The organism is Snodgrassella alvi, from assembly GCF_002777855.1.
GTDB classification, from domain to species: Bacteria; Pseudomonadota; Gammaproteobacteria; order Burkholderiales; family Neisseriaceae; genus Snodgrassella; species Snodgrassella alvi_E.
This window is the reverse complement of sequence record NZ_MEIK01000040.1, coordinates 242,433-269,384: the sequence shown is the minus strand read 5'-3', so window position 1 is coordinate 269,384 and position 26,952 is coordinate 242,433. Positions and strand designations below refer to the sequence as shown.

The following is a 26,952-nucleotide window of genomic DNA, read 5'->3' as shown; positions in this document are numbered from 1 at the left end:
TAATTATGTCTGATAACGATAAACTCAAACCACATCGCGATGCCATAGACCAGATAGACAGCGAAATTTTGCGCTTACTGAACCAGCGTGCCAGCCACGCTCAGGCTATCGGTACTTTAAAAGGAGAAGGAATCGTCTATCGTCCTGAACGCGAAGCAATTGTTTTGCGCCGTATACAGGAGCAGAATCCTGGGCCACTATCCAGTCAGGCGGTTGCTCGTTTACAGCGAGCCATTATGAGTGAATGTTTGGCGCTGGAACGACCTTTGACCATTGCTTATCTTGGTCCGCAGGGTACCTTTACCCAGCAAGCAGCGATCAAACACTTTGGTCAGGCCGCGCAGACACAGCCATGCACTTCAATAGACGAAGGATTTCGTCTGGTAGAGGCGCAACAAGCCGATTATGTTGTCACGCCAATTGAAAATTCGACCGAAGGTTCCGTCGGGCGCAGCCTAGATTTGTTGGTAACCACACCATTAAAAGCTTGTGGTGAAGTTAATCTACGCATTCATCATCAATTATTGCGTATCATTGATTCCACAGAAAACATTACTAAAGTTTATGCGCATGCGCAGGCACTGGCACAGTGCCGAAGCTGGTTGGATAAAAATCTGCCCGAGCAAACAGCTCGCATTGCGGTTGCCAGTAATGCCGAAGCAGCACGACTGGCTGCTGCTGACAGTAGTGCTGCCGCCATTGCTTCTCTAATGGCAGCAGACCATTACCAGTTGCGGATACTGGCTCAGAATATCGAAGACGAACCCAACAATACAACCCGTTTTCTCGTACTTGGGCGCAATGTCACTACCAGCAGTGGGCGCGATAAAACCTCATTGATTGTAGCTGCCCCCAACAAAGCAGGTGCCGTACATGATTTGCTCCAGCCTTTTGCTGACCATCATGTATCCATGACCAAACTTGAAAGCCGCCCCAGTCGTGGTGGATTATGGGAATATGTGTTCTTTATTGATATTGAGGGTCACCAGCAAGATGCTGATGTAGCCGCCGCATTGACAGCCTTACAGCAGCGTTCAGCATTTCTAAAAATAATCGGTTCTTATCCGCAGGCAGTAATATGAATGTAAAGCTAATAATTGGTACTAACAGATAATATTCGCCTCTGAACTTGGAGACAAAACAAGCATGAAAAATATCGTTGTCTATTGTGGTTCCAATCTGGGACAGAATAAAGCCTATTTCGATGCAGCCCAGCAACTGGGCAAAGAAATGGCACAACAGGGCTACCGTCTCGTTTACGGAGGTGGCAATATCGGTCTGATGGGTACCATCGCTTCATCTGTGCTCGACCATGGCGGAGAAGCCATAGGCGTAATTCCTAGCTTTTTGAAAAATCTTGAAGGCGCACATCAAGGGCTAAGCGAACTATATGAAACTTCTAATATGACAGAGCGCAAAAACAAAATGATAGAACTGGCTGATGCCTTCATTGCCATGCCCGGTGGTCTGGGTACCTATGAAGAATTATTTGAAGTCTTATCACAGGCACAGCTCAAGCTGCATCCGCATCCAGTAGGGATTCTGAATGTAGCCGGTTTTTTTGATCCATTGATTCAAATGTTGCAAAACACAGTTACCGCCGGTTTCATGCCGCCAGAAAACATGGATTTACTGTGTAAAGCCACAACACCTGCAGCGTTATTAGATCAGTTACGCCACTGGCAGCCGCGTGATGCGGTGAAATGGGTGACTCCGCAATGGGCGCAGCAGACAAGAGATACATTATGCTGACTTTGGCAGTGCTGAATCACCTTATTCAGCAAAATGTTGAACTGAAAGCCAGCTGGCAGCAATACCAGCAACGGGTAGTAGCACTAGTGCTACCAATGCTGACACTCAAAGGTCGCATCGATGCTCAGGGTTTCTGGCAAGAAGACAGCGCTGAAGCTGAAACTACCATTACCATCGCTTCCACTGCTTTGACTAAAATGCTCATTGGCCAACAACCGGGAGTTGGTGATGTTGCCATTACTGGCGACCGTGTATTGGGCATGGCCATTCTGCCGTTGATACAGGCATTACAGTATGACTGGCGTGATGATTTGGCGCGGCTCTTTGGCGATGCTATCGGCGGGAAAGCAGCGCTGGAGCTGGAAAATCTATATCAGCAGGGGCGTGGCATCAGTCAGAGTATTGCAGCACAGATTGCTGACTATGCGCAGGAAAGCGATGCAGTGGTTGTGAGCAAAGTTCAGTTGCAGCAGTTTGCCGCACAGGTTGAAATGCTGCGCGACGATACTGCTCGCCTTGCAGCCCGCATCAGCCTTTTGCAACAACAGGCGAAATAATATCCATTTAACCGCCAGCGGTCATTACTGTTGCAGCAAAAAGGCTCTGGTATAATTTCAGCAGTTTTTAGTGAATTTCAACGATACAGCAAATCATGACACAACAACGCAAAATACTGGTTACCTCAGCTTTGCCGTACGCCAATGGCAACATACATCTGGGACATATGGTAGAACACATCCAGACTGATATCTGGGTACGTTTTCAAAAAGCACGTGGCCACGAATGTTATTACGTCTGCGCTGATGATACTCACGGCACTCCGGTAATGTTGGCGGCACAAAAGCAAGGCATCTCGCCAGAAGAAATGATTACCAGAGTACGGGAAGACCATCTGGCCGACTTTAGTGGTTTCGGCATTGGCTACGATAACTATTACAGCACCCATTCTCCAGAAAACGAAGCTTTATCACGCAGCATCTATCTGGCCTTAAAAGCCAATGGCAAAATTGAAAGCCGTACGATTGAGCAACTATTCGATCCAGAAAAAAATCTTTTTCTGCCAGACCGCTTTGTAAAGGGCGAATGTCCAAAATGCCATGCAAAAGATCAATATGGTGATAATTGCGAAGTCTGCGGCACGACCTATAGCCCAACTGAGCTAATTAAGCCGTATTCAGCAATTTCCGGTGCGACACCGGTACTGAAAGAGTCAGAACACTTCTTCTTCAAACTTGGCGAGTGTGCTGATTATCTGAAGCAATGGACTGCCGGCAGTACTCAGCTGGCAGATGGCCGCATGCAACCGCACCTACAGGCAGAAGCCCTGAATAAAATGAAAGAGTGGTTGGATGATGACAATCTGAGTGATTGGGACATCAGTCGGGATGCTCCTTATTTCGGTTTTGAAATTCCGGATGCACCGGGCAAATATTTTTATGTATGGCTGGATGCCCCAATTGGCTATATGGCTTCCTTTAAAAATCTGTGTAATCGTATTGGCGTTGATTTTGAGCAATGGTTCCAACCTAATACCGATACCGAAATGTATCATTTCATTGGCAAAGACATTCTCTATTTCCATGCACTATTTTGGCCGGCTACATTGAAATATGCCAACCTGCGCGCACCAACCGGTGTGTTTGCTCATGGTTTTCTTACCGTTGACGGGCAGAAAATGTCTAAATCCCGTGGTACATTCATCACTGCACGTTCTTATCTAGAACAACGCTTGAATCCAGAATGGCTGCGTTATTATTTTGCTGCCAAACTCAACAGCAAAATTGAAGATCTGGATTTAAATCTGAATGATTTTATTGCCCGCGTTAACAGCGATTTAGTCGGCAAATATGTCAATATTGCCGCCCGCGCAGCTGGTTTCATCAGCAAGCGTTTTCAAGGTAAATTAACAGACGTCAGCTCCAGCTCATTACTGCCGCAGTTGCAGGCACAGAGTGAAACCATTGCCGCCAGCTATGAAGCACGCGAATATGCACGCGCTCTGCGTGAAATCATGGCACTGGCTGATGTGGTGAATGAATATGTCGATGCCAACAAACCATGGGAGTTGGCACGGCAAGAAGGGCAGGAAGCACGGTTACATCAGGTATGTAGCGAGCTGATTAATGCTTTCCGTATCCTTACAGTGTATCTGTCACCTGTATTACCGCAACTGGCCACTGAAGCGGCAGCCTTTCTTAATGTGGCTCCGTTAAACTGGTCTGATAGTACTTCTGTATTACCTGCCGGCCACAGCATTAATACCTATCAGCATCTCATGCAGCGTGTTGAACAAAAACAGATAGATGACCTAATTGCCGCTAATCGTCAGAATATCCAGCCGACAGCAGAAGTTCCGGCAGCCTCGTATGAACCCGTGGCTGCCACCGCTTCATTTGACGACTTCATGAAAATTGATATGCGCGTCGCCAAAGTAATGAGTTGTGAAAAAGTGGAAGGTAGCAGCAAATTACTGAAATTTCAGGTAGACCTTGGTTTTGAACAACGCACTATCTTTTCTGGTATCGCGGCCAGCTATCCAGAGCCGGAAAAACTGGTCGGCCGCATGGTTATTGTGGTGGCCAATTTCGCAGCTCGTAAAATGGCCAAATTCGGTATGTCAGAAGGCATGATTACTTCTGCCGCCGGAAATGGCAAATTGTTTTTACTGGATGTGGATAGTGGTGCCAAACCCGGTATGAAAGTCGGTTGATTTAAGCTATAAAAAAAGACCCGTTTAATTTAACGGGTCTTTTTTTATTGGATGAATTAGTATAAGTGACGAAATACTTATTCCATCACTTATTACCTACTATTGTCTGACAAGAGCTGTGATGCTTTGAAAGAGCTATTTGTTCAATACCTCATGTAGGCGTTCTGAATCCAAACTTTTTTCCCAGCGAGCCACCACAATCGTGGCACAGGCGTTTCCTACTAGATTAGTTAGGGCGCGGCATTCAGACATAAAGCGGTCAATACCTAGAATAAGCGCCATGCCTTCTACCGGTACAGATGGTACAACAGATAATGTAGCAGCTAGTGTAATAAAGCCAGCGCCAGTCACACCCGCTGCGCCCTTAGAGCTGAGCATGGCTACAAGCAGCAGCAGAACCTGCTGTTCCAGAGTAAGATCAATATTACATGCCTGTGCAATAAACAGCGCAGCCATTGTCATGTAAATATTAGTACCATCTAGATTAAAGGAATAGCCCGTTGGTACCACCAGCCCCACAATTGATTTCTGACAGCCGGCTTTTTCCATTTTCTGCATCAGTGTAGGTAAAGCTGCTTCGGAAGAGCTAGTACCCAGTACCAGCAGCAGTTCTTCTTTAATGTATTTCACGAGTTTGATAATCGAAAAACCGTTGTAACGTGCTACTGCACCCAACACAATCAGAATAAACAATACCGAAGAAATATAGAAAGTCAGAATCAAATAGAGCAGATTACCAATCGAACTAATACCGTATTTACCGATAGTAAACGCCATGGCACCAAACGCACCTATTGGAGCCGCACGCATCAGAATAGACACCATTTTGAAAACCGGAGCCGATAAATCCTGAAAGATATTAATCAGCGGACGGGCTTTTTCACCAATCAATGCCAGTGAAATACCAAACAGAATGGCAATAAACAGAGTTTGCAAAATATTGCCATTAGTAAGCGGACTCATCGCCGTAGTTGGAATGATGTCCATCAGAAAACCAGTTAGGCTGGATTCATGTGATTTCTGTACATATTCATGTACTTTTGCACTTTGTAAAGAACTCGGGTCAATATTCAGACCATGACCTGGCTGAGCAATATTGGCCACAATCAAACCGATAGCCAGCGCCAGCGTAGAAAAGGTCAGAAAATAAACCATGGCCTTGCCGGCCACTCGTCCCATGGTTTTCATATTGGTCATCTCAGCGATGCCGGTTACCACAGTAAGGAAAATAACCGGTGAGATGATCATTTTAACTAATTTGATAAAAGCATCTCCCAACGGCTTCATGCTTTCGCCAACACTGGGGAAAAAATTGCCAAGTAAAATACCAATAATAATGGCAATTATTACCTGTACATAAAGAACCTGATACCACCGCTGTTTTTTCGGTGGCGGATTCATTTCCTCAATTTCGAGTGGTAACATACTGATCTTTCGATGGTTTGTGTTTAAAAACTACAGAGTATAGAATTTATTATGAGCCATAAGAGACATAATTTGTTGATTATAAAGCCAACATAACTTAACAGAAAAGCATTATTAATTACTAAATGACAGTTATATGCTACTCAAGTAGAATGGGTGATAAATAGTAATTTAAAAACAATAATTTGAAAAAATTTATTACCATACAGCATAATAAAATTTACTTTAGTATAGATAGAAGGATTAATTATTCACAATAAAAGTACAATGACATATATTGCAGTGTATATAAAAAACCGTCTGTACACTGGTACAGACGGTTTTAGAAATCTGGTCGGAGTGAAAGGATTCGAACCTTCGACCCCCTCGTCCCGAACGAGGTGCGCTACCGGGCTGCGCTACACTCCGAAATAAGTTGTGCATTATAGGCAGCCATATGTACCTTGACAAGGGTAGTGAAGAAATAATTTGATAAAAAATGTCTATCAGCTATCAGCCCGCATACAACACAAACAAACAGGGTCTTTTTTTCAGTACTGGCAAGGTTTTCATGCTGCGCCACTTAGCAATATTCTGACTAATAATAGTTTGAGTAGGCAGCGTTAAATCCGCGGCAATACACAGACGAGTTTGAGGATGCAGGCTGGCAATAGCATCAGCAAGCAAAGCATCGTTACGGTAAGGCGTTTCAATAAAAAGCTGAGTTTCATTTTCCTGCCGTGAACGGTTTTCCAAAACGCGCAACCGTTCAATCCGCGCATTTTTTTCAGCCGGCAGATAACCTTTAAATGCAAAACACTGACCATTTGCTCCTGAAGCCATTAGTGCCAGCATAATACTGGAAGGGCCTACTAGCGGTATGACCGTAAAACCAGCCTGATGAGCCAGTGCAACCAATTGTGCGCCCGGATCGGCCACAGCTGGACAGCCGGCTTCACTAAGTAAGCCCATACTACGCCCGGCCTGTAAAGGCTCTAATAAAACAGCAATATCGCGTTCCAGAGTATGTTCATTTAAAGTACGCAGATTCAGCTCCCGAATCGGCGTATGTACACCAAACGCTTTTAAATGCGCCCGTGCAGTTTTTTCTGCTTCAACCACAAAATCAGTCAAATCAACAATATATTCCCGTTCATGTGCCAGCAGGCAAGGCGTATCTGCTGTACCCAATGGTGTAGGAATCAGATAAAGCACCGGATTACTCATAGAACATTAATTCCTTCTGCCAGCAAAAAATCCACCAGACGAAAAATTGGTAAACCAATCAATGCATTTGGGTCAGTGGTGTCAATCTGTTTAATCAACAGTGCTCCCAGTCCTTCGCTTTTGGCAGCTCCTGCACAGTACACTGCATCTGCTTCAAGTGTTAAATAATGATTAATTTGTGTATCAGTCAGAGCGCGCATTTGCACGCGAGTTTCATCAATATGCTGATGCTGACGCTTTTCAGCTACATTCAGTAGAGTTAGCGCACTATAAAATATCACTTCCTGACCACTTAAATATTTCAGCATCTGTTGTGCTTTTGCCACGGTCAGAGGTTTGCCTAATTGCTGTTCACGGCACCAAGCTACCTGATCGCAGCCGATAATCAGTGCTTCCGGATAAAGCTCAGCCAGTGACTGTGCTTTACCTCCGGCCAAACGCAATGCAGTCTGTGGTGCGGTTTCTGCCGCAAGTGGTGTTTCTTCAAAATCAGGTTTAACCGCTTCAAAAGGGATATGCAACTGCCTAAGCTGCTGCTGACGAAAACGTGAACTAGAAGCCAGAATCAGCTTTTTCTCATTCGGCATAAGTGCGAACTCATTGACATGATAAAGCTTAAATTATATCATCCGCCGTTTATGTTAGACCCTATTTTGATTGATACGGCGACGTTCACTCGTGAACAGCAACAACTCAGCGGTCAATTGCAGCTTCAAGCACTGGATCGGCGGGTCTGGTCACATGAACTTTTAGCACAACGCGATGGCGTTATCCAGTATAAAGTCAACGGAGGTATTGACCGTTGGCAGCGTCCTTTTATCGATATCAGTATAGAAGGTGAACTAAAACTGGTGTGTCAGCGCTGTTTACAGGCTGTTTCCTGGACGCTGAATGACCAGTCGCGTGTGGTGCTCTTTGCCAGCGAACAGCTATTGGACGAGGCCATGGCCGCTGATGAAACACTCGAAGGCATGGTATGGAGTGCAGAATATAATCTGACTGCGCTTCTGGAAGACCAGATTTTAATGGCCATTCCGGTAGCTCCGCGACATGAAGACTGTGATCACACTCTGGCAACCAAAACCAATCAAGACGCTGGCAATCCATTTGCCAAACTGGCAGGACTGAAAAGCGGCCACTAACGAATTTACCTAATTTTCCAGGAGCTTTAACATGGCAGTACAACAGAACAAAAAATCACCTTCAAAACGTGGTATGCACCGTTCCCATGACGGACTGACCGCTGTACAGGTGTCTACTGACACCGCTACCGGCGAAGTACATCTGCGTCACCACATTTCCCCAAACGGTATGTACCGTGGACGCAAGGTAATTAAAGCCAAAGGTGAATAACTCACATCTGTGATTATTCATAGCTTATGAAAGCCAGACATTGCTTGTGCAATCACTGGCTTTTTTGTATCCATAATTAGCAGGATATATTTTCCAGCTAAAATAATACTTCCACTTTACCAGCAGCCATCAGCGACCTGCTGTATATTGACTCGAGTTTCCCATGAAAAAAATCTGGTATAACTACGAAGACATACATCGTGCCATCAAGCAATTGGCCGAAAAAATTCAGAAATCAGGACAATCATTCGATGCAATGATTGCTATTGGCGGCGGCGGATTCATTCCGGCACGTATCTTACGTAGTTTTCTGAATATTCCTGTTTATACCGTTACCTTGTCTTATTACGATATCAATGACCGTCCAACTGACTGTCCGCAGAAAATTCAATGGACAAATGGCTTTGACGAGAAAATGAAAGACAAGAAATTGCTGATTGTTGACGAAGTGGACGACAGTCGAGCCACGCTCGAATACTGTGTTCGTGAATTACAGCATGAAGGATTTCAGCAGCTTGGTGTAGCCGTGCTGCATGAAAAACGCAAACCCAAAAAAGGGGTGTTGCCAGCAGATTTACCTTTTTATAGTGCCATTCAGGTTGATGATTGGTGGATTAACTATCCATGGGATGCCCTTGATATTGATGAGCATTATGAAAATGTAGCTGCGCAGACAACTCCTGAGGCATAGGTTATGACCTTAAAAACCATCGCAGTAGATGCAATGGGTGGTGACTTCGGATTGGATGTGACCATTCCCGGAGCGCTGACATTTTTACAGCAGCAGACTGATGCAGCCCTGATTCTGGTCGGAGATGAAACCAAAATCAGAAGTGCTTTGATCAAAGCCAATGCTTCACTGGAGCGGATTACAATCTGTCCGGCCAGTGAAGTCGTCGGTATGGATGAAGAGCCAACTTCAGCACTTAAGAATAAAAAAGATTCTTCCATGCGTGTGGCCATCAACCAGATTAAAGAAGGGCAGGCACAGGCTGCTGTGTCAGCCGGTAATACTGGCGCTCTGATGGCAACTGCGCGCTTTGTACTGAAAACCATTGCCGGTATTGACCGGCCGGCAATAGCTAAGTTTTTACCTGGCCGCAACAACCACATGACACTGGTACTGGATTTGGGCGCTAACGTTGATTGTAGCAGTGCTCAGCTTTTACAGTTTGCCATTGTAGGTAGCCAGCAAGTAGCCGCTCTTTCGCCTGAAAACACTCGACCGCGGGTAGGGTTGCTCAATGTGGGCACAGAAGATATCAAGGGTAATGCCACGGTAAAGGAAACGCACCAGCTAATACAGCGCAGCGATTTGAATTTTGTTGGCAATGTAGAAGGCAACGCTATTTTTACATCTGAGGTGGATGTGCTGGTAGTCGATGGCTTTACCGGCAATGCCATGCTTAAAAGCATTGAAGGTGCGGTTAAATTTGTTGGTACAGTCGTGAAGGAAGAATTCACTCGGAGCATATACAACAAACTGGCTGCGTTGATTGCTTTACCTACCCTCAAAGGATTTAAGCGCCGCCTCGACCCGCGCCGCTTTAACGGTGCTATTTTTCTGGGCCTGCGTGGCGTGGTGATCAAAAGCCATGGTGGTACCGATGCTACTGGTTTCTGTTTTGCCTTGCAGGAAGCTTACAAAGCCATTAAAGCAGATTCAATCACCAAAATTCAGGCTGGTGTGGCGCAGCAGCTGGCTGCACTGGAAGAATAATCACTCTGTGACAAAGGCAGACAAGTTAAATGACTTTGTTTAAAATGTGGCCTTTGTTGTAAATAAAGACTATGCCATGCTAAATGCTCATATTCTGGGTACAGGCAGTTATCTGCCTGCACGCCGGCTGACTAATGATGACCTGAGCAAAATCGTCGATACTTCTGATGAATGGATTGCTACCCGAACAGGAATTAAAGCGCGCCATATTGCTGCAGAAAATGAACAGACCAGTGATTTGGCCGTTGCTGCAGCCAAAGCAGCGTTGGCCGATGCAGCCATAAGTGCAAAAGACATTGATCTGATCATCGTGGCCACCTCCACACCGGATATGACATTTCCGGCTACAGCTTGTATCGTACAAAACAAACTTGGTATTGCTGGCTGTCCGGCATTTGATGTTCAGGCAGTTTGTGCCGGATTCATGTATGCCATGGCTACAGCCAACGCTTATATCAGAAGTGGAATGGCGAAGCGCGCACTGGTAATCGGAGCCGAAACATTCAGCCGGCTGCTGGACTGGAATGACCGTCGCACTTGTGTTCTGTTTGGTGACGGTGCCGGAGCAGTGATTCTTGGTGCTTCCGAACAGGAAGGTGGTATCATTAATACTAAATTACAGGCAGACGGCAGTTATAGCCAAATCCTGCAAACACCGGGAAAGATTGCTGCCGGTTCTATAGAAGGTTCGCCATATCTCTACATGGATGGACAGGCAGTTTATAAATTCGCAGTTAAGGCACTGGCCAATGTGGCTAGAGAAGTGATCGAAGAATCCAATCTGCAACCAGCTGATATAGACTGGATTATTCCGCATCAGGCTAATCTGCGTATTATCGAATCCACAGCACGCCATCTAGGAGTGCCTATGGATAAAGTAATTGTTACGCTGTCAGAGCAGGGTAATACTTCAGCAGCATCTATCCCACTGGCTCTTGATGAAGGTATTAGAAGCGGACGAATCCGCCATGGCCAGACATTGCTGCTTGAAGGAATAGGAGGCGGATTCGCCTGGGGAGCCATTACCCTGAAATACTAACCTTGTTTTTCAGAGTCAGATTATGCTACCTCAAACTGCATTAGCAAGTATGTATCCTGTTGTCATGTCTCCCAGCCATGATGGCCGTTACTTCGGCAATTATGTACAGTCGTTACTGGCTTTAGTGGATACACATAGTCGTGCCGGTTTCCCCCTTCAGGTATTCATGCATCAGGGTGAAAGCCTGATTACACGAGCCCGTAATAACTGTGTTGCTGAGTTTATGGCTCATTCCGAATGGACGCATCTGTGCTGGATAGATACGGACATCGGATTTTCAACCGAAGCGTTTCAGCGCCTGCTGCTGGCTGATCGCGATATTGTGGCCGGTGTGTATCCGCTTAAGCGGGAATCTTGGCCGCCTGATGGTATTGATGCGCATATGACCCAGCAGCAGTTTAATGCTGCTTATACACGCTATACCATTAATATTACTCGCGAAGATGAGAATCGTGAAGTGCATGTAGAGGTTGATGACGAAGGGTTTATTGAATTACCAGAAGCACCGACAGGTTTTATGGTGATAAAACGTCAGGTTTTTACCCGTCTGATGAAAGCTTATCCCGAGCTGCAATATCAGCCTGATTCGCTTGGAGTTGCCAATCAGGGCTATCACTACCGTTTTTACGATTGTTTGGTTGATCCGCAGACCAAACGTTACTTGTCTGAGGATTTCAGTTTTTGCCGTTTATGGAATCAGCTAGGCGGCAAAGTCTACATAGATGCGCAATCTAATCTCACTCATATGGGCAATAAGATCTATAAAGGACCGTTTACCCAGACTCTAGAAGCCAATCTGGCTTATGCAATAGGTGCACCGGCTGGAGCTAAAATGTATCTGCATCATAATCAGCCTCTGCAAGCCAACCTACCGCCACATTTATAATTAATCAGAAGTCAGTTTTATTCATATCAAGGAAAACAATGAGTATTGCTTTTTTCTTTCCCGGTCAGGGGTCTCAAAGTCTCAATATGATGGCCGGTTTCAATGACATGCCTGTGGTTAAAGAAACATTTGACCAAGCCTCAGCAGTGCTTGAGCAGGATTTATGGACGCTGATGAATGGCGAAGATACTGCTGCTTTGAATGAAACCATCAATACCCAGCCACTGATGCTGACAGCAGGTATCGCTACATGGCGTGTTTATCAGCAGCTGCATGGCCAAAATCCTGTTATGCTAGCTGGCCATAGTCTGGGTGAGTATACAGCTTTGGTTGCAGCCAGTAGTCTGGCCTTTGAAGATGCTGTGAAACTGGTGCGTTTGCGTGCCGTGCTGATGCAGGAAGCTGTACCGACCGGTGAAGGTGCAATGGCCGCTATACTAGGACTTGATGATGATGGAGTACGGCAAGTATGTCAGCAGGCACACAGCGAACTGTCCGGATCTGTTGTCGAAGCAGTGAACTTCAACTCGCCCGGACAGGTAGTGATTGCAGGTAGCACTGAAGCAATTAACCGCGCTTGTGAGCTGGCTAAAGCAGCTGGCGCTAAACGTGCTTTGCCATTACCGGTTTCTGTACCATCACATTGCAGTCTTATGAAACCTGCTGCGGCTAAACTTGCTACCGCGTTGGCACAAACAGAAATCAAAACACCACAAATTCCAGTATTACATAACTTGGATGTGGCTGTGCATAGTGAGCCAGAAGCAATCAGGCAGGCATTGGTGCAGCAGTTGTATTCACCGGTACGCTGGACAGAAACCGTCAGCAAAATGGTCACAGAGGGTATTACCGAATTTGCAGAATGTGGTCCGGGTAAAGTACTGGCCGGTCTGGCTAAACGTATAGATAAAAGTGCCAGCTGTACTGCATTTACGACTGTTGAGACCATTGAAAATTTTATTGCTGCACATGCAGCTAGCTGAAAGAAAAAATAATGAATCAGGATTTAACAGGAAAAGTTGCACTGGTAACTGGAGCTACTCGGGGCATTGGAGCGGCAATTGCCCGCTTTTTGGCAGAAAAAGGTGCAAAAGTCATTGGTACTGCCACATCTTCTTCAGGGGTAGCCAGTATTAATCAAGCACTGTCTAAATTCGGTGGAGAAGGGCGTGAATTACGCATCGCTGAAGAAAACAGTATTGAAAATCTGATAGCAGATATCGAAAGTAATATCGGCAATATCGCCATACTGGTAAATAATGCCGGTATAACTCGTGACAACCTTATGATGCGCATGAAAGAAACCGAATGGGATGAAATCATGCAGGTCAATCTCAAATCTGCTTTCCGTGCCAGTAAAGCTGTCACTCGCAGCATGATGAAAGCCCGCTGGGGACGTATTATCAATGTGACTTCAGTAATCGGTTTCACCGGCAATGCCGGTCAGACAAACTATGCGGCGGCTAAAGCTGGTTTGGTCGGATTTAGCAAATCATTGGCACGGGAAGTCGGTTCGCGTGGTATTACTGTAAACTGTGTGGCTCCGGGCTTTATTGAAACCGATATGACACAGGCACTGCCACAGGAACAACGAGATTTCTTTGTCGCACAAACTGCATTACATCATTTCGGTACTGTTGAAGATGTTGCTGCAGCGGTATTGTTTCTCGCTAGTGAAGAAGCACGCTATATCACTGGACAAACTATACATGTCAACGGAGGCATGCTGATGTCATAATCGCTGATTATAGTGATTGAAAAGCCATTTTGTACATTCTGTATAAAATGGCTTTTATTTTAAATAATTGATTAAATTGAAAAATCTTCTTCAAAAGGTGAATAAAGCGCAGACTCAATCAGTGAGCGAGTAAGCCGCGGTGCATACAGAGTCAGAAACTCGTAGCCAAAGCCTCGAAGATAAACATCATGTCTGAGAATAATCTGTGAAAATGAAGGCTCAAATAGATGTTCGGCACTCAGTATCTGTAGTCCTTGGTCCTGTAAGCTGTCAAAAGCCATACTGGCGATCAGTCCAATCCCCAATCCTTGTTTAACATAGGTTTTGATTACATCGGTATCAGCCGAAGCCAATGCTACTTTAGGTATATTACAGCCTTCCTGAGTAAAAGCGCGGGCAATTTTGGATTGTTCACTAAACGCAATATCATAGGTAATCAAAGGATATTCAGCAATGTCTTCTAGCCGTAATGGTCGGTTGAGACTCAGCAGCGCATGATTGTCTGGAACAATTACACTGCGATTCCATGCTTCACAACTTAGTTTACGAAGTTCAGGGTGCTCAACTTCCATTTCCATACCGATGGCAAAATCCACTTCGCCATCCAATACCATATGGCTAATGGCTTTCGGACTAGCAGTATGAATACTCAGCTGTACCTGAGGATAGCGTTCAACAAACGCCGCTACAACTTTTGGTAATGCATAACGTGCCAAGGTATGAGTGGTGGCAATCGTAAGAAAACCAATATTTTGGTCAGCAAATTCAGTACCGATACGTTTGATATTTTGTACTTCACGCAATACCCGCTCGGCTGTTTCCAGTACAATTTTGCCCGGAGCTGTTACCGCTACCATGCGTTTACCATGGCGGATAAACAGTGGCACGCCCAGTTCTTCTTCCAGCATGCGAATCTGTTTTGAAATCCCTGGCTGGGAAGTAAACAGTACTTCTGCTGCTTCCGATACATTCAGATTCTGACGATATACTTCTACCGCATAGCGCAACTGTTGCAGCTTCATATTGTTTCTGCCCCTTTAAGTTTGGCATTATTTACTGTCGCTCAAATACAACAAAAAAGCTTCTTTATCTGCATCATAACTCAATTTACCCATTCTGACATGAGACACTTTTATTGTTGTCTTAACAATTTCTCTGCTTAATCCGTTTGCTGCGGCCTATCATGCAGGCTATGGCTTCCTTGTTGTTTTAATGCAACTTAATTAGCGTAATGGTGTGAATTTAGTTGTAAATAAGTGACACAAAGTTGTTTTTTAGGCATGATGCACAGTTAGGAAGCGGGTCGTCTAGCAGCTTAGCCTTGGTAGTTTGCATATTGACAGTTTATGCTGCGGTTTTTTATAGTATAGACCTGATTTACCAAGCTACCCGCCCGGTTTGAGCGGCCTGTAAATGGTATTTGTGTATTGATCAGGCTTATTTCTGGCTGAATCAACACATAACAAATTTTTTGATGAGGGAATAACATGACCAAACAGCTAAAATTGAGCGCATTGATTGTTGCTATGGCTGCTTCAACTGCCGCTTTTGCCAATGGTGTTGTACCGGGTGCCGACTGGACCGGTGAACCTGCTGGTGCTTACAATGGCTATACTACCAGTTCTGCTCCTGAAAAAGGTACTGGCGAAATTCTTGTCACTCGTGAAAATGGTGCTGATGGCACCCCTGAGTGCGTGAAAAACCGTTTCAACGACGATAAAGATCCTACTCTGGGTAACAACTGTGGTCACCCTGTAGTTCAGGCTGCTCCAGAAGCACCGAAATTTGTTGATGAAACTGTTTCTTTATCAGCTAACTTCTTGTTTGGCTTTGATAAATTTACTCTACGTCCAGAAGCTATTGATACTCTGAATCAATTGGCTACCCGTCTGGCTGACAGCAGCGTACAGGTTGTACGTGTTGAAGGTCACACAGACTTTAAAGGTTCTGAAGCTTACAACAAAACCCTGTCTGATCGTCGTGCTCATGCTGTTGCTGAATATCTGGTTTCTAAGGGTGTTCCTGCTGAGAAAATCTCTGCTGTTGGCTTGGGTAAATCCGAAGCTCGTATGACCGAATCTTGTCAGGCTGAAGTAGCTAAACTGGGTAAAAAAGTTTCAGCTGCTAAGAAACGTGCTGCTTTGATCGAATGTATCGCACCTGACCGTCGTGTAGACGTTAAAATCCGCACCATGGTAGCTAAAAAAGTTAAATAATTTTAGCTTCTTTGGTAATTAAAAACCCTGCTATGAGCAGGGTTTTTTTGTTTGAGTTTGAATTAAGCAATGAAGTTTTAACGATAAAAAAATAATCCGTGCAACCATCCTTTAAGAAAAATCTTATTGGAAGTAATGCTTGAAGTGGACCAAACTATTTATGTAAATATATGTTATTATGGAAAGTAAAATAATCAGTATTTACTAAGAATTGATAGATTTTAATTTTATTGTTTAAAAGTACCTATTTAGATTGGTTTTGATCAAGCATAAATATTGGGGAAGTAGCATTGATAAGTAATGCTTCAGTAACAATTCTGCGCATCATAATGGCAAATTTAAAACAAAAACTATATGTAATCTGTTCTGGACTCAAACAATCAAAATTGCTGTTTTTATGTATTTGCTGTTGTGTGCTGGCGGCGTGTGCGGCACAGTTTCAGCGAGTTCCTGATGCCAAAGGAGATAAAAAGCATGTAGCAGTAAAGTTTCAGCGCCAGAATACGGCTCCACAAACAGGCGTAGTGCTAGTGCAGCCAATGGATTTGCAAGTGGGTGATATTTTATTTTCCGCCGATTCCAGTTTTAATTCGCGTGTATTACGTCTATTTGGTAATACATCGATTAGTCATGCCTTTCTATACTTGGGAGAGGGTGAAATTGCCGAAGCTGTTGGCAGTGGTGTGCATATTATGTCACTTGCAGAAAGTGTGGATGAAAGCCCCTTACTGGTGGTTTATCGCCATCCGCAATTAACCGAGTTGCAGGCAGAAAAAATTCGTGCTTTTGCTCAGGCTGAAGCGGGTAGTAAATACAATTATCTAGGTATTGCCAAACAGACCCCATATACTATTACTCGCAAAGTATGTGAGCTGCCCGTTATACCTCGTGCCTTTCGCCATTTATGCTTGAATACCATGGCAGTGGTGCAGGTCACCCCTTTTTCTTCTGACCGCTATTTCTGCTCCCAACTTGTGGTAGCAGCGTATCGTTATGCTGGGCTGCCGCTAACCAATACGCCTGCTGAATGGGTAGCGCCTGCAGATTTACTTCATATGCGTAGTGGTGATATACCTTCTGTCGTACCAATTTATCCTTTGCATTATGTTGGCCATTTACGCTGTAAAACATCTTTATGGCAACGCACTTGTACCCTAGCGGATATCTGAAAATTTATGCTGTTATGGTTAATCCAGAAAACTATGGGCTGTTCTGAACCCACCTACAGATGAAAGATACTGCGGCTGTAAATAATTTATCAGCAATGGTGTATCTTTGTTGATTAGCATACTCAAATTGTATTTTTGAAATAAATACAATATTTTTGCTTAATCAAGGCTGATTATGAAGAGTAGAAAATAAATAAAAGAATGGGTCTGGTATTTACTGCACAAAAATCAAATTTTATTGCATTAATTTGGTTGCTTTATTTTGTGATTAATCAATGCTCAGACACAGAATTGAAACGGAATGGTTTCAGCCAGTGTGGCGGGCGCAAATAAAAAATGTAACACCCTTCTTCCATTGGTCTGGATTGCTTTAGAAGATGAATGTACGATAAGTGGACGCATGATTACCGCATCTCCTTTCACTACTGTACATTCCTGCTCACCTATTTGGTCGCGAATCCGAGGCAAATCTGCTTCTGCTATTTTTCCATCACGGTGTGTACCTGCAACCACTTTCAGTGGCCCATGCTCATGTAAGCAATCGTCAATATGTACCCTCACTGCGACCAATTGTTCCATATATTGTATGGGCGGTTGTACAAACAGCATATTCTGTTTGTGAGACCAGCCGCTAAACCCTTCTGCGGATAAGTGGTGTCTGACAGGAATGCTTAAATCCTGATGTAAAGCCACCAACCAGTTTTTTTCAGCCGTTTTTTTAAAATATGTACATTGTATGGCTACAGTATTTATTGGCAGCAAAGGCGCAAGCTGAGCATTCATTTTTAATGTTTCAGCTAGCTGCTGGCACCACGGCTGGGTGAGTAATTCACAGCTTCCAGCATTAGTTAATTTAAATTGTATTAGTTGCTGTTCGATTTGAGATAGCTGGTCTTCTGTTATCAGCCCTTCGATGATGGTAAAGCCATGGCGACTAAAATTATCTGTTTTATTCATTAATCAATTCATCATTATGTATTTATACAAATAATATAACGATTCATACGATAATGATACATATCTATCATTATTGATAATGGTTCGTTCTGAAGCGTAATTTTCTATTTATTTCTCTAATGTAAGTCTATAAGCTTATGAAATGCTGCAAGCTTGATTTTGGACAATGACTCACAGTAATTGATTGTCTTAATGTATTAAAAACAAAATTTTTATATCTTCAAATTATGTTGGTTAAGATGCTAGGTTCTATTTTGGTGCAAATGATTGCAGGTAAAAATAAAAACCGGATAGTGAACCAACACTATCCGGTTTAAAACTTACTAAATATTACAACGTATCTTTTTTATCGGTTAATTGCGGCAGCAATGCATCTTGATTAACTGATAACAGCCCACTTTGTGTATAAATACCGAGTTTATTGCGTGTATCGATAATATCCAGATTGCGCATAGTGAGCTGGCCGATACGGTCGGCAGGAGAAAAAGCGGCACTATCAACTTTTTCCATGCTAAGCCGTTCCGGTTGGTAGGTAAGGTTCGGAGATTCGGTATTGAGTATGGAATAATCGTTGCCGCGACGTAGTTCCAATGTCACTTCACCAGTAATGGCTTTGGCTACCCAACGCTGAGCTGTTTCGCGCAGCATAAGTGCTTGTGAATCAAACCAGCGCCCTTGATACAGTAATCTGCCTAAACGCAGACCATTAATACGATATTGTTCGATGGTGTCTTCGTTGTGAATACCCGTCAGCAGGCGTTCATAGGCAATGTGCAGCAAAGCCATTGCCGGTGCCTCGTAGATGCCGCGCGATTTGGCTTCTATTATGCGGTTTTCAATCTGGTCGGTCATACCGAGACCATGGCGCCCACCAATACGATTGGCCTCCATAATCAGTGCTACAGGATCATTGAACTCAATTCCATTCAATGCCACTGGTACACCTTCTGCGAAACGAACACTTACTTCTTCAGGTTTAATTGTTATCTGTTCATCCCAGAATGCTACGCCCATAATGGGCTGCACAATTTTCATGCTGCTGTTGAGCATTTCCAGATCTTTGGCTTCATGGGTTGCGCCCAGCATGTTGGAATCAGTGGAGTAGGCTTTTTCTACAGACATTTTGTAGTTGAAGCCCTGAGCTATGAGAAATTCAGACATTTCATGTCGTCCGCCCAGCTCGTCTATAAACTGTTGATCTAGCCACGGTTTATAAATGCGTAAAGCGGGATTGGTTAACAGTCCGTAGCGATAGAAACGTTCTATATCATTGCCTTTGTAGGTTGAACCGTCTCCCCAGATATGCACTTCATCTTCTTTCATGGCCGCTACCAGCATGGTACCGGTCACTGCACGCCCTAATGGTGTGGTGTTGAAATACGGCATACCGCCGGTGTGAACATGAAAGGCACCGCTTTGAATAGCGGCGATTCCTTCATGTGCCAGCTGTGTGCGGCAATCAATCAGGCGAGCCTTTTCTGCACCATATTCTAGTGCCTTTTTAGGAATGGCATCATAATCATCTTCGTCCGGCTGTCCTAGATTGGCTGTATAGGCGTAAGGTAATGCGCCTTTCAGTTTCATCCACAGCAAAGCTGTAGAAGTATCCAGCCCGCCGGAAAAAGCGATACCGACTTTCTCGCCAACGGGCAGGTGTTGCAAAATGGTGCTGTGATTACTCATATTGACTCCCTTGAGTGATGTGCTTACTGAAGCTGTAGAATTATTGCCATATCAGCAAGGCGTGGTTGCGTTTGCCGCGGCGTACAATGGTGTAGCGGCCGAAACGTTTGTCGCTGTCACTGAAAATATAGTCAGCAGTGTTGATTTTTTGTCCGTTTACCATGACCGCTCCTTGGCTGATGAAGCCGCGTGCTTCATTGTTGGATTTGGCCAGTGCTGTTGTAGTTAATGCCTGTACGATATTGATGGATTCACTGATTGTATAAGTGGGTAAACCGTCCAGAGATAATTGCTGAAAATCGCTTTCTGTAAGCGCACTTTGGTCTTCGGCAAATAAGCTTGTAGAAATTCGCTCCGCTGCTGCCAGCGCTTCTTCCCCGTGGATCAGTCTTGTCATTTCTTCAGCCAGAATACGCTGAGCTTCCGGTTTGGTACCGCTGGCCTTATCTTGAGCTTCAATGGATTCTATTTCGGCCACACTGAGGAAAGTAAAGTATTTGAGGAATTTGTAGACATCGGCATCCGCAACTTTCAGCCAAAACTGGTAGAACTGATAAGGAGAGGTTTTTTCTGCGCTGAGCCATACTGCGCCACCTTCGGTTTTACCGAATTTGGTACCGTCGGCTTTGGTTACGAGAGGTAGGGTTAATCCGTAAACGGTAGCTTGATGCAGACGACGTGACAGATCGATACCGCCTGTTATATTACCCCACTGGTCTGAACCGCCAATTTGTAATACGGCACCATGACGGCGATGCAATTCAGCAAAATCATAGCCTTGAAGCAGGGCGTAGGCAAATTCCGTAAATGAAATACCGACATCATCACGGCTTAAACGCTGTTTCACTGATTCTTTATTCAGCATAGCATTCACAGAAAAGTGCTTACCGATGTCGCGCAGAAAATCCAGACAGTTCATGCTGCCAAACCAGTCAAAATTATTGGCCATGATTGCCGCATTATTGCCATCGAAACTAAGAAATGGTTCTAACTGGGCACGGATTTTGGCTACCCATTCCTGTACCGTTTCCAGTGTATTAAGTGAACGTTCTTGTGCTTTGAAGCTGGGGTCGCCAATCATGCCTGTAGCGCCGCCTACAAGGGCGATAGGGGTATGTCCGGCAAGTTGAAAACGGCGCAGAACCAAGATAGGTAATAGATGGCCGATATGCAGACTGTCTGCAGTGGGATCGAAACCGCAATATAAGGTGATTTTTTGCTGGTTTAATAAGTTATCAAGCGCTTCTGCGTCAGTGGTCTGAGCAATCAGGCCACGTTGCTGTAAATCGTATACAACACTGGTCATGGTAAAAATTTATACTTTCAAATAAAAGTTGTCCGAAACAGAAAAATGTTGGTTATCTGAATTTCGAAATGGCAAATATCTTTAATCGAATATGCCCAATTTGGCCAGACAGCCTGTTTTCTGATTAGCTGATTAATAATGATGCATTATTTTACACGATTTGTTTGCCAGTGCATTTGTGCCTACTATAAATTGATTATTCTTCAGTCGAGTATGATTGATAAAAGCATATTTCATTATTGTTGCTAACAAGACATGATAAAACAGCTAATGTCTATCTGATGGACCGCGTTTTAGCTGGTCGAAAAAACAGCCCTGACGGGCTGTTCGTGAATGGTTATGAATTCAGGTCAGACGTTGAACAAGAAATGGATAACATCGCCGTCATTGACGATATATTCTTTACCTTCGGCACGCATTTTACCGGCTTCTTTGGCTTTGGCTTCGCCGCCACAGGCAATAAAATCATCATAGGCAATGACCTGTGCACGAATAAATCCACGTTCAAAATCTGTATGGATTACACCGGCTGCCTGCGGTGCTGTATCGCCTTTATGGATTGTCCACGCTCTAACTTCCTGAACGCCGGCGGTGAAATAAGTTTGCAGGCCAAGTAATTCATAGCCGGCGCGGATCAGGCGGTTTAATCCTGGTTCTTTTAAGCCCATTTCGGCTAAAAATTCTACTTTGTCTGCCTCATCCAAATCTGCTATTTCGCTTTCCATGGCCGCACATAAAACTACGACTGGTGCATTTTCTTCAGTGGCTAGTTGTTGCAGGCGCTGTAGATGGGGATTGTTTTCAAAACCATCTTCGGCCACATTGGCCACATACATGGCTGGCTTAACCGTGAGCAGGCACAGAGGTTTAATCAGAGCTAATTCATCTTGATCCAGACCGGCTGCGCGTACTGGTTTGCCTTCTAGCAAGTGTTGCTGCAAACGTTCAAGGACGGCTACCAGTTTCTGTGCTTCTTTATCACCGGATTTAGCACGTTTGCTTTCGCGAACAATAGTTTTTTCCACACTGGCCAGGTCTGCCAGTGCCAGTTCCGTACCAATCACTTCTATGTCAGAAATCGGGTCAACCTTACCGGCAACATGCACAATATTGTCGTCGTCAAAGCAGCGCACTACGTTCACAATGGCGTCGGTTTCGCGAATATTGGCCAGAAACTGATTACCCAGCCCTTCACCTTTGCTGGCTCCAGCTACCAATCCGGCAATATCAACAAATTCCACAATAGCCGGCTGAGTCCGTTTTGGATTCACAATTTTGGACAGTTCAGCCATACGATCGTCCGGAACTTCAACGATGCCGACATTCGGTTCGATGGTACAGAAAGGATAGTTAGCAGCTTCAATGCCAGACTGGGTAAGGGCGTTAAACAGGGTGGATTTGCCTACATTGGGCAGACCCACAATGCCACATTTCAAACTCATGATATTCCTTGAAATAGCAGAATATAAAAATGGCTGAATTGTAACATAAAGCTTTGCTGTACCTATGCGGCACTGACCAGAATGGCAAAGTCTGCTAAAACAAACAATGCAAGAATTTTTCAGGTATAAGAAAATTTAAGCCTTTAAGCTTAATAAAATTATTTTTTAAAACAATAATTTGATAGTTTTTGCTTAAATGATGCTTGCGTGCGCAAAAAAATATCGTATAATTGCGTCTCTCTTAAACGAGATACGGCGAATTAGCTCAGTCGGTTAGAGCAGAGGAATCATAATCCTTGTGTCCGGGGTTCGAATCCCTGATTCGCCACCATATTAATCGCAAACTCTATACAGTGTTTGCGTTTTTTTATGCCTTGCTTTTATTATAATAAATATTTAAGGCTTAAATTTATCTAAATAAATCAGCTTTTATCATATTCATTAATAAAATGAAAAAAGCTGATTTGATTTGGACTAACTGACATTTCGTCTCAATATATTCATATTGATTATTCAAATTTACTAAAGTTGTTTAATGAAGATTCTATTAAATTTTTTATGTGAAATTTAAGTATCATCAAGGCAAAAACTAAATTAAACCTATATTTTTCGGATAATTATTATCGTCTAAGCAGAACAAGATCTGGTTAAATTAATATTAAATCCGCTGATCCATTTCCTGTGCTGGACTCTCATGATTATCGGTTTTGCTAATAACCCGTGCAGGTACGCCAACAACGGTAGAGTATTCAGGTACATCGTTGACTACCACGCTGCCAGCACCGACTTTGGCACAGGTATGTACGCGAATATTGCCTAATACTGATGCATTGGCACCTATCATAACCCCATCACTGATTTTCGGATGCCGGTCACCGCTTTCTTTACCGGAACCACCTAGTGTGACGCCATGTAGCAGGGAAATATTATTCCCGAGCACAGCCGTTTCACCAATTACCACTCCGGTTCCATGGTCAATCATAATGCCATAGCCCATTGATGCTGCGGGATGGATATCCACTCCTAGTACTTCTGAAGCTCGGTTTTGCAGGAAATAGGCAAGGGTGTGGCGGTTTTGCTGCCATAGCCAATGATTTATCCGATGTGTTTGAATGGCATGAAAACCTTTGTAATATAGTAAGGGTAAGGAATAGGTGTCGCAGGCTGGATCGCGCTCATAATAGGCAACGATATCCGCCAATGCTGCATGAATAATGGCCGAATCCTGTTCTAAGGCTTCCAAATATATTTCGAACAATGCACGCGCATCCATCACCGCACTGGACATTTTGGTGGACAGATGAAAAGCGAGCATGCGGGCAAAGTTTTTATGTCGCAATACGCTCAAATGCAGAAAGCTGGCCAAAATGGGTTCGTTGCGCACTGCATGTTCAGTTTCTCGACGAATGGTTTGCCACAGGATTTCTGCCTGTGCAGCGTCAGGTAAGTTCATACTTCTCATTTCTCGTTTGCAGATTGATTCTATTGCAGAACAATATCATATTGTTCCTGATTGTATGTGGTCTCTACAGCTAGTGTAATCGGTTGGCCGATGAATTTACTTAAGCATTGCAATGACTGTGCTTCTTCATCTAGAAACAAATCAATTACACTCGGAGCGGCCAGTATGCGTATCTCCTGTGCATTCACACGTCGTGATTCCCGTATAATTTCCCTCTGAATTTCATAGCAAATAGTTTGTGCGGTTTTCAGGCGGCCGCGCCCTTGACAGGTAGGACAAGGTTCACACAAGATTTGTGCCAGATTTTCACGCGTGCGCTTACGTGTAAGTTCCACCAGTCCTAGACTGGTAAAACCATTTAGAGTGACACGGGTGCGGTCGTACGCCAGTGCCTGTGCCAGCTCAGTGAGAATTTCCTGCTGATGTGCTTCATCAGCCATGTCAATGAAGTCTATGATAATGATGCCACCTAGATTGCGCAATCGCAGTTCGCGTGCGATAACATGGCAGGCTTCTAGATTGGTTTTGAAGATAGTTTCTTCAAAATTGCGCGCACCGACAAATCCGCCGGTATTTACGTCAATAGTGGTCATGGCTTCGGTAGGCTCAATAATGATATAACCACCAAAGTTAAGGTTAACGCGTGGCTGCAAAGCCTGTGTGATTCTTGCTTCAATATTGTAAGCTTCAAACAAGGGGCTATCATTCTGGAATAATTGCAGTTTATCCAGTGCACCTTGAGAATAATTGGTAGCAAATTCACACATCAAATCATAATTGACTCTCGAGTCAACAATTATTTTATCAATATTGTCGCTGTACATGTCACGTAGTACACGCAGTGACAAGGGCAGATCCTGATATAACAATGTTTCGGGCGCACTGGTTTTAGCCAGTTGCTGAATATTTTGCCAGCGTTTGGTTAAATAATTGATATCAGACTGTAATTCTGCATCAGTAGCGTTTTCTGCACTAGTACGGATAATATAGCCATGACCGGCACCATCTGGTAACAAATTTTCCAAACGTTCTCTTAATTGATTACGTTCTTCTTCATCTTCAATGCGCTGTGAAATACCTATATGCTGATCCTGAGGTAGGTGTACAAGAAAGCGTCCAGCTAGTGATATCTGGGTGGACAGGCGTGCTCCTTTGGTGTTGATAGGGTCTTTGATAACCTGTACCACTATATTCTGACCTTCATGCAACATATGTTCGATGCGTAAAGGTTGTTCAGGTTTCTGGCGCTGTTCCAGTACATCAACAATATGCAGAAAAGCTGCTCGCTCAAGGCCAATGTCAATGAAAGCACTTTGCATGCCCGGTAATACGCGGCGCACAATACCTTTATAAATATTACCAACAAGGCCATGACCACAGTTGCGCTCAATGTGAATTTCACACAAGCTGCTCTCTTCCATAACGGCTACACGGGTTTCTTTCGGAGTAATATTTACCAATACCGCTTCAGCCGGCCGCTGGATATCCTTCGGCAGCGATATGTCGCTGTTATGCATGATAGGGCTTTCAATTTAATCAAATCACTTTGTACAGTCCTGGTAATTGTCTACAGGACTGTACAAAGTAATCTGGGCGAATACTTGCTTACGACTATTATCATAGCGCAGCGCAAGCGTCATGCCAAACGCAGCTGCATAAAGATAGCTATCAGCAAATCCAATGCAGGAAAACGACATAATTCTGTAATGGGGCAGAACAAGTTTACGTGATCATGCTTTACCAACAGGTAAAACAAGAATACATATTGGAGCGAAATAATTAATATTAATTTGTTAGGTTTTTAATTTGGCTTACTGCACGCACGAATACATTCATTGATTAGCTTGGGGCCACGAAAAACCAGGCCGGAATACAGCTGTATTGCAGTGGCGCCAAGGCTGATTTTCTCAGCCGCATCGGCGCCAGTGTTAATTCCGCCTACACCGACAAGAGGAATCTTCCCTTCAAGCAGCGCAGATAGGTGGCGTAGTACCTGATTACTTTGTGGTTGCACTGGACGGCCGGATAATCCTCCAGTTTCTTGTGCATATCGATGCTTACCCAGCATCGTTTTATCTATAGTGGTATTGGTGGCAATAATGCCGTCAATCTGGGTGGCTAATGCTACATCTGCTAATGCAGTAATTTGGTCTTCAATCAGGTCTGGTGCAATTTTAACAGCAATGGGGACATAGCGACTGTGACGCGTTGCTAACTGCGCCTGCCGGTTTTTTAAATGATTCAGGAGTCTGTCCAATTCGCTGGCACTTTGCAGACTACGTAAATTGCGTGTATTGGGAGAAGAAATATTTACAGTAATATAACTAGCATAAGGATAGGCTTTTTCAAGACAGATTAGATAATCATCAGTGGCTTTGTCTATGGGCGTGGCGGCATTTTTTCCAATGTTAATTCCTAGTATGCCACGATATTGGCTGTTTACAATGTTATCAATCAGGGTATCGATACCATAGTTATTAAAGCCCATGCGATTAATGATAGCCTGATGTTCTGGTAACCGGAATAAACGCGGTTTGGGGTTGCCTGCCTGTGGTAGCGGTGTAACGGTGCCAACTTCGATAAAGCCAAAACCCAACATTGACAGTGCATCAATATACTCACCATTTTTATCCAGACCAGCCGCTAATCCCACTGGATTGGGTAAAGTCAAACCCATTAAGTCTATTAAATTGCTGTCTGTTCCGGTGCTTTTATTGTTATTAACTGAAATTTGTCCGTCTCTTAGCAAAAAACCACAGTGATAACGATGTAGCAGCTGTAAACATTTCAATGACAGATAATGGGTCTTTTCTGGATCCAGTCGGAATAACAACGATTTTATAAGTGAATACATGATATTGATGCTGGATAAGGTGGAGAAATATTAT

The 26,952-nt window shown here is 44.0% G+C and carries 25 protein-coding genes and 2 tRNA genes; 15 read left to right on the top strand and 12 right to left on the bottom strand.

All coding sequences use genetic code 11. The features are described from left to right. The first annotated feature begins 5 nt into the window (after nt 1-5). From pheA to metG, 4 genes are all read left to right on the top strand, one after another. Nucleotides 6-1,082, top strand: a complete 1,077-nt coding sequence (gene pheA / locus BHC43_RS10255; RefSeq protein WP_100151801.1) for a prephenate dehydratase — start codon at nt 6-8, stop codon at nt 1,080-1,082. A gap of 64 nt (nt 1,083-1,146) precedes the next feature. After that, on the top strand, nt 1,147-1,752 hold the full coding sequence (locus tag BHC43_RS10250; RefSeq protein WP_100151800.1) for an LOG family protein: 606 nt from the start codon (nt 1,147-1,149) through the stop codon (nt 1,750-1,752). Next, nucleotides 1,746-2,309, top strand: coding sequence for a ubiquinone biosynthesis accessory factor UbiJ (locus BHC43_RS10245; protein ID WP_100157315.1), 564 nt, complete (start codon nt 1,746-1,748; stop codon nt 2,307-2,309). The genes BHC43_RS10250 and BHC43_RS10245 overlap by 7 nt, the downstream gene beginning before the upstream one ends. A gap of 95 nt (nt 2,310-2,404) precedes the next feature. Beyond that, nucleotides 2,405-4,462 carry a methionine--tRNA ligase gene (metG, locus tag BHC43_RS10240; RefSeq protein WP_100157314.1) on the top strand — a complete coding sequence of 686 codons (2,058 nt, stop codon included), beginning with the start codon at nt 2,405-2,407 and terminating at the stop codon, nt 4,460-4,462. Nucleotides 4,463-4,597: 135 nt separating this feature from the next. Here the strand turns inward: metG and BHC43_RS10235 are convergent, their stop codons facing one another. From BHC43_RS10235 to BHC43_RS10220, 4 genes are all read right to left on the bottom strand, one after another. Then, entirely contained in the window at nt 4,598-5,887 is a 1,290-nt protein-coding gene (locus tag BHC43_RS10235) for a dicarboxylate/amino acid:cation symporter (RefSeq protein WP_100140473.1), read from the bottom strand. A 331-nt stretch (nt 5,888-6,218) separates the two neighbouring features. Next, nucleotides 6,219-6,295: transfer RNA gene (locus BHC43_RS10230), tRNA-Pro, on the bottom strand. An 84-nt stretch (nt 6,296-6,379) separates the two neighbouring features. Beyond that, on the bottom strand, nt 6,380-7,093 hold the full coding sequence (locus BHC43_RS10225; RefSeq protein ID WP_100140472.1) for an SAM-dependent methyltransferase: 714 nt from the start codon (nt 7,091-7,093) through the stop codon (nt 6,380-6,382). Continuing rightward, complete coding sequence (locus tag BHC43_RS10220) at nt 7,090-7,680, bottom strand: Maf family protein (RefSeq protein WP_100140471.1); 591 nt, start codon at nt 7,678-7,680, stop codon at nt 7,090-7,092. The genes BHC43_RS10225 and BHC43_RS10220 overlap by 4 nt, the downstream gene beginning before the upstream one ends. Nucleotides 7,681-7,731: 51 nt before the next feature. Here BHC43_RS10220 and BHC43_RS10215 point away from each other — a divergent pair, with 51 nt between their 5' ends. The 8 genes from BHC43_RS10215 to fabG all read left to right on the top strand — a co-directional run bounded on the left by BHC43_RS10215 (nt 7,732) and on the right by fabG (nt 13,829). Beyond that, the gene (locus BHC43_RS10215; protein ID WP_100157362.1) at nt 7,732-8,235 is read left to right on the top strand and encodes a YceD family protein; all 504 of its coding nucleotides are present in this window, start codon (nt 7,732-7,734) and stop codon (nt 8,233-8,235) included. Between the two features lie 31 nt (nt 8,236-8,266). Next, nucleotides 8,267-8,446 (top strand): 50S ribosomal protein L32, encoded by a 180-nt coding sequence (gene rpmF / locus BHC43_RS10210; RefSeq protein ID WP_100140470.1) that lies wholly within the window; start codon nt 8,267-8,269, stop codon nt 8,444-8,446. Between the two features lie 163 nt (nt 8,447-8,609). Beyond that, nucleotides 8,610-9,137, top strand: coding sequence for a phosphoribosyltransferase (locus BHC43_RS10205; protein WP_100140469.1), 528 nt, complete (start codon nt 8,610-8,612; stop codon nt 9,135-9,137). 3 nt (nt 9,138-9,140) lie between these two features. Then, nucleotides 9,141-10,166 (top strand): phosphate acyltransferase PlsX, encoded by a 1,026-nt coding sequence (plsX, locus tag BHC43_RS10200; protein WP_100140468.1) that lies wholly within the window; start codon nt 9,141-9,143, stop codon nt 10,164-10,166. 76 nt (nt 10,167-10,242) lie between these two features. Then, nucleotides 10,243-11,205 (top strand): beta-ketoacyl-ACP synthase III, encoded by a 963-nt coding sequence (locus BHC43_RS10195; protein ID WP_100140546.1) that lies wholly within the window; start codon nt 10,243-10,245, stop codon nt 11,203-11,205. Nucleotides 11,206-11,227: 22 nt separating this feature from the next. After that, a complete protein-coding gene (locus tag BHC43_RS10190; RefSeq protein ID WP_100157313.1) occupies nt 11,228-12,091 on the top strand; it encodes a hypothetical protein in 864 nt (287 codons plus the stop codon). 38 nt (nt 12,092-12,129) lie between these two features. Beyond that, nucleotides 12,130-13,074 (top strand): ACP S-malonyltransferase, encoded by a 945-nt coding sequence (gene fabD, locus BHC43_RS10185; RefSeq protein WP_100157312.1) that lies wholly within the window; start codon nt 12,130-12,132, stop codon nt 13,072-13,074. A gap of 8 nt (nt 13,075-13,082) precedes the next feature. Further along, nucleotides 13,083-13,829: a 3-oxoacyl-ACP reductase FabG gene (fabG, locus tag BHC43_RS10180; protein WP_180297490.1), complete on the top strand. Its 747-nt coding sequence runs from the start codon at nt 13,083-13,085 to the stop codon at nt 13,827-13,829. Nucleotides 13,830-13,900: 71 nt separating this feature from the next. Here the strand turns inward: fabG and BHC43_RS10175 are convergent, their stop codons facing one another. After that, complete coding sequence (locus BHC43_RS10175) at nt 13,901-14,851, bottom strand: LysR substrate-binding domain-containing protein (protein ID WP_100157310.1); 951 nt, start codon at nt 14,849-14,851, stop codon at nt 13,901-13,903. A 465-nt stretch (nt 14,852-15,316) separates the two neighbouring features. On the opposite strand from BHC43_RS10175, the gene BHC43_RS10170 reads away from it, so the two are divergent. Both BHC43_RS10170 and BHC43_RS10165 read left to right on the top strand, forming a co-directional pair. Beyond that, nucleotides 15,317-16,045 carry an OmpA family protein gene (locus tag BHC43_RS10170; protein ID WP_100140463.1) on the top strand — a complete coding sequence of 243 codons (729 nt, stop codon included), beginning with the start codon at nt 15,317-15,319 and terminating at the stop codon, nt 16,043-16,045. A 329-nt stretch (nt 16,046-16,374) separates the two neighbouring features. Continuing rightward, on the top strand, nt 16,375-17,214 hold the full coding sequence (locus BHC43_RS10165) for a hypothetical protein (protein ID WP_100157309.1): 840 nt from the start codon (nt 16,375-16,377) through the stop codon (nt 17,212-17,214). A gap of 279 nt (nt 17,215-17,493) precedes the next feature. Here BHC43_RS10165 and BHC43_RS10160 read toward each other — a convergent pair whose 3' ends face one another. The 4 genes from BHC43_RS10160 to ychF all read right to left on the bottom strand — a co-directional run bounded on the left by BHC43_RS10160 (nt 17,494) and on the right by ychF (nt 22,602). After that, nucleotides 17,494-18,171: a phytanoyl-CoA dioxygenase family protein gene (locus BHC43_RS10160; protein WP_100157308.1), complete on the bottom strand. Its 678-nt coding sequence runs from the start codon at nt 18,169-18,171 to the stop codon at nt 17,494-17,496. Nucleotides 18,172-18,501: 330 nt separating this feature from the next. Next, on the bottom strand, nt 18,502-19,854 hold the full coding sequence (gene argG / locus BHC43_RS10155; RefSeq protein ID WP_100157307.1) for an argininosuccinate synthase: 1,353 nt from the start codon (nt 19,852-19,854) through the stop codon (nt 18,502-18,504). 40 nt (nt 19,855-19,894) lie between these two features. Next, the gene (gene tyrS / locus BHC43_RS10150) at nt 19,895-21,160 is read right to left on the bottom strand and encodes a tyrosine--tRNA ligase (RefSeq protein WP_100151789.1); all 1,266 of its coding nucleotides are present in this window, start codon (nt 21,158-21,160) and stop codon (nt 19,895-19,897) included. A 350-nt stretch (nt 21,161-21,510) separates the two neighbouring features. After that, complete coding sequence (ychF, locus tag BHC43_RS10145) at nt 21,511-22,602, bottom strand: redox-regulated ATPase YchF (RefSeq protein WP_100157306.1); 1,092 nt, start codon at nt 22,600-22,602, stop codon at nt 21,511-21,513. Between the two features lie 254 nt (nt 22,603-22,856). Here ychF and BHC43_RS10140 point away from each other — a divergent pair. Beyond that, nucleotides 22,857-22,933 (top strand) — tRNA-Met (locus tag BHC43_RS10140). Nucleotides 22,934-23,260: 327 nt separating this feature from the next. On the opposite strand, the gene cysE is transcribed toward BHC43_RS10140, so the two are convergent. The 3 genes from cysE to BHC43_RS10120 all read right to left on the bottom strand — a co-directional run bounded on the left by cysE (nt 23,261) and on the right by BHC43_RS10120 (nt 26,918). After that, nucleotides 23,261-24,055 (bottom strand): serine O-acetyltransferase, encoded by a 795-nt coding sequence (cysE, locus tag BHC43_RS10135; protein ID WP_180295827.1) that lies wholly within the window; start codon nt 24,053-24,055, stop codon nt 23,261-23,263. A 29-nt stretch (nt 24,056-24,084) separates the two neighbouring features. Next, nucleotides 24,085-25,581, bottom strand: coding sequence for a ribonuclease G (gene rng, locus BHC43_RS10130; RefSeq protein WP_100151788.1), 1,497 nt, complete (start codon nt 25,579-25,581; stop codon nt 24,085-24,087). A gap of 284 nt (nt 25,582-25,865) precedes the next feature. Then, a complete protein-coding gene (locus tag BHC43_RS10120; RefSeq protein WP_100140454.1) occupies nt 25,866-26,918 on the bottom strand; it encodes a quinone-dependent dihydroorotate dehydrogenase in 1,053 nt (350 codons plus the stop codon). Between the last annotated feature and the right edge of the window lie 34 nt (nt 26,919-26,952).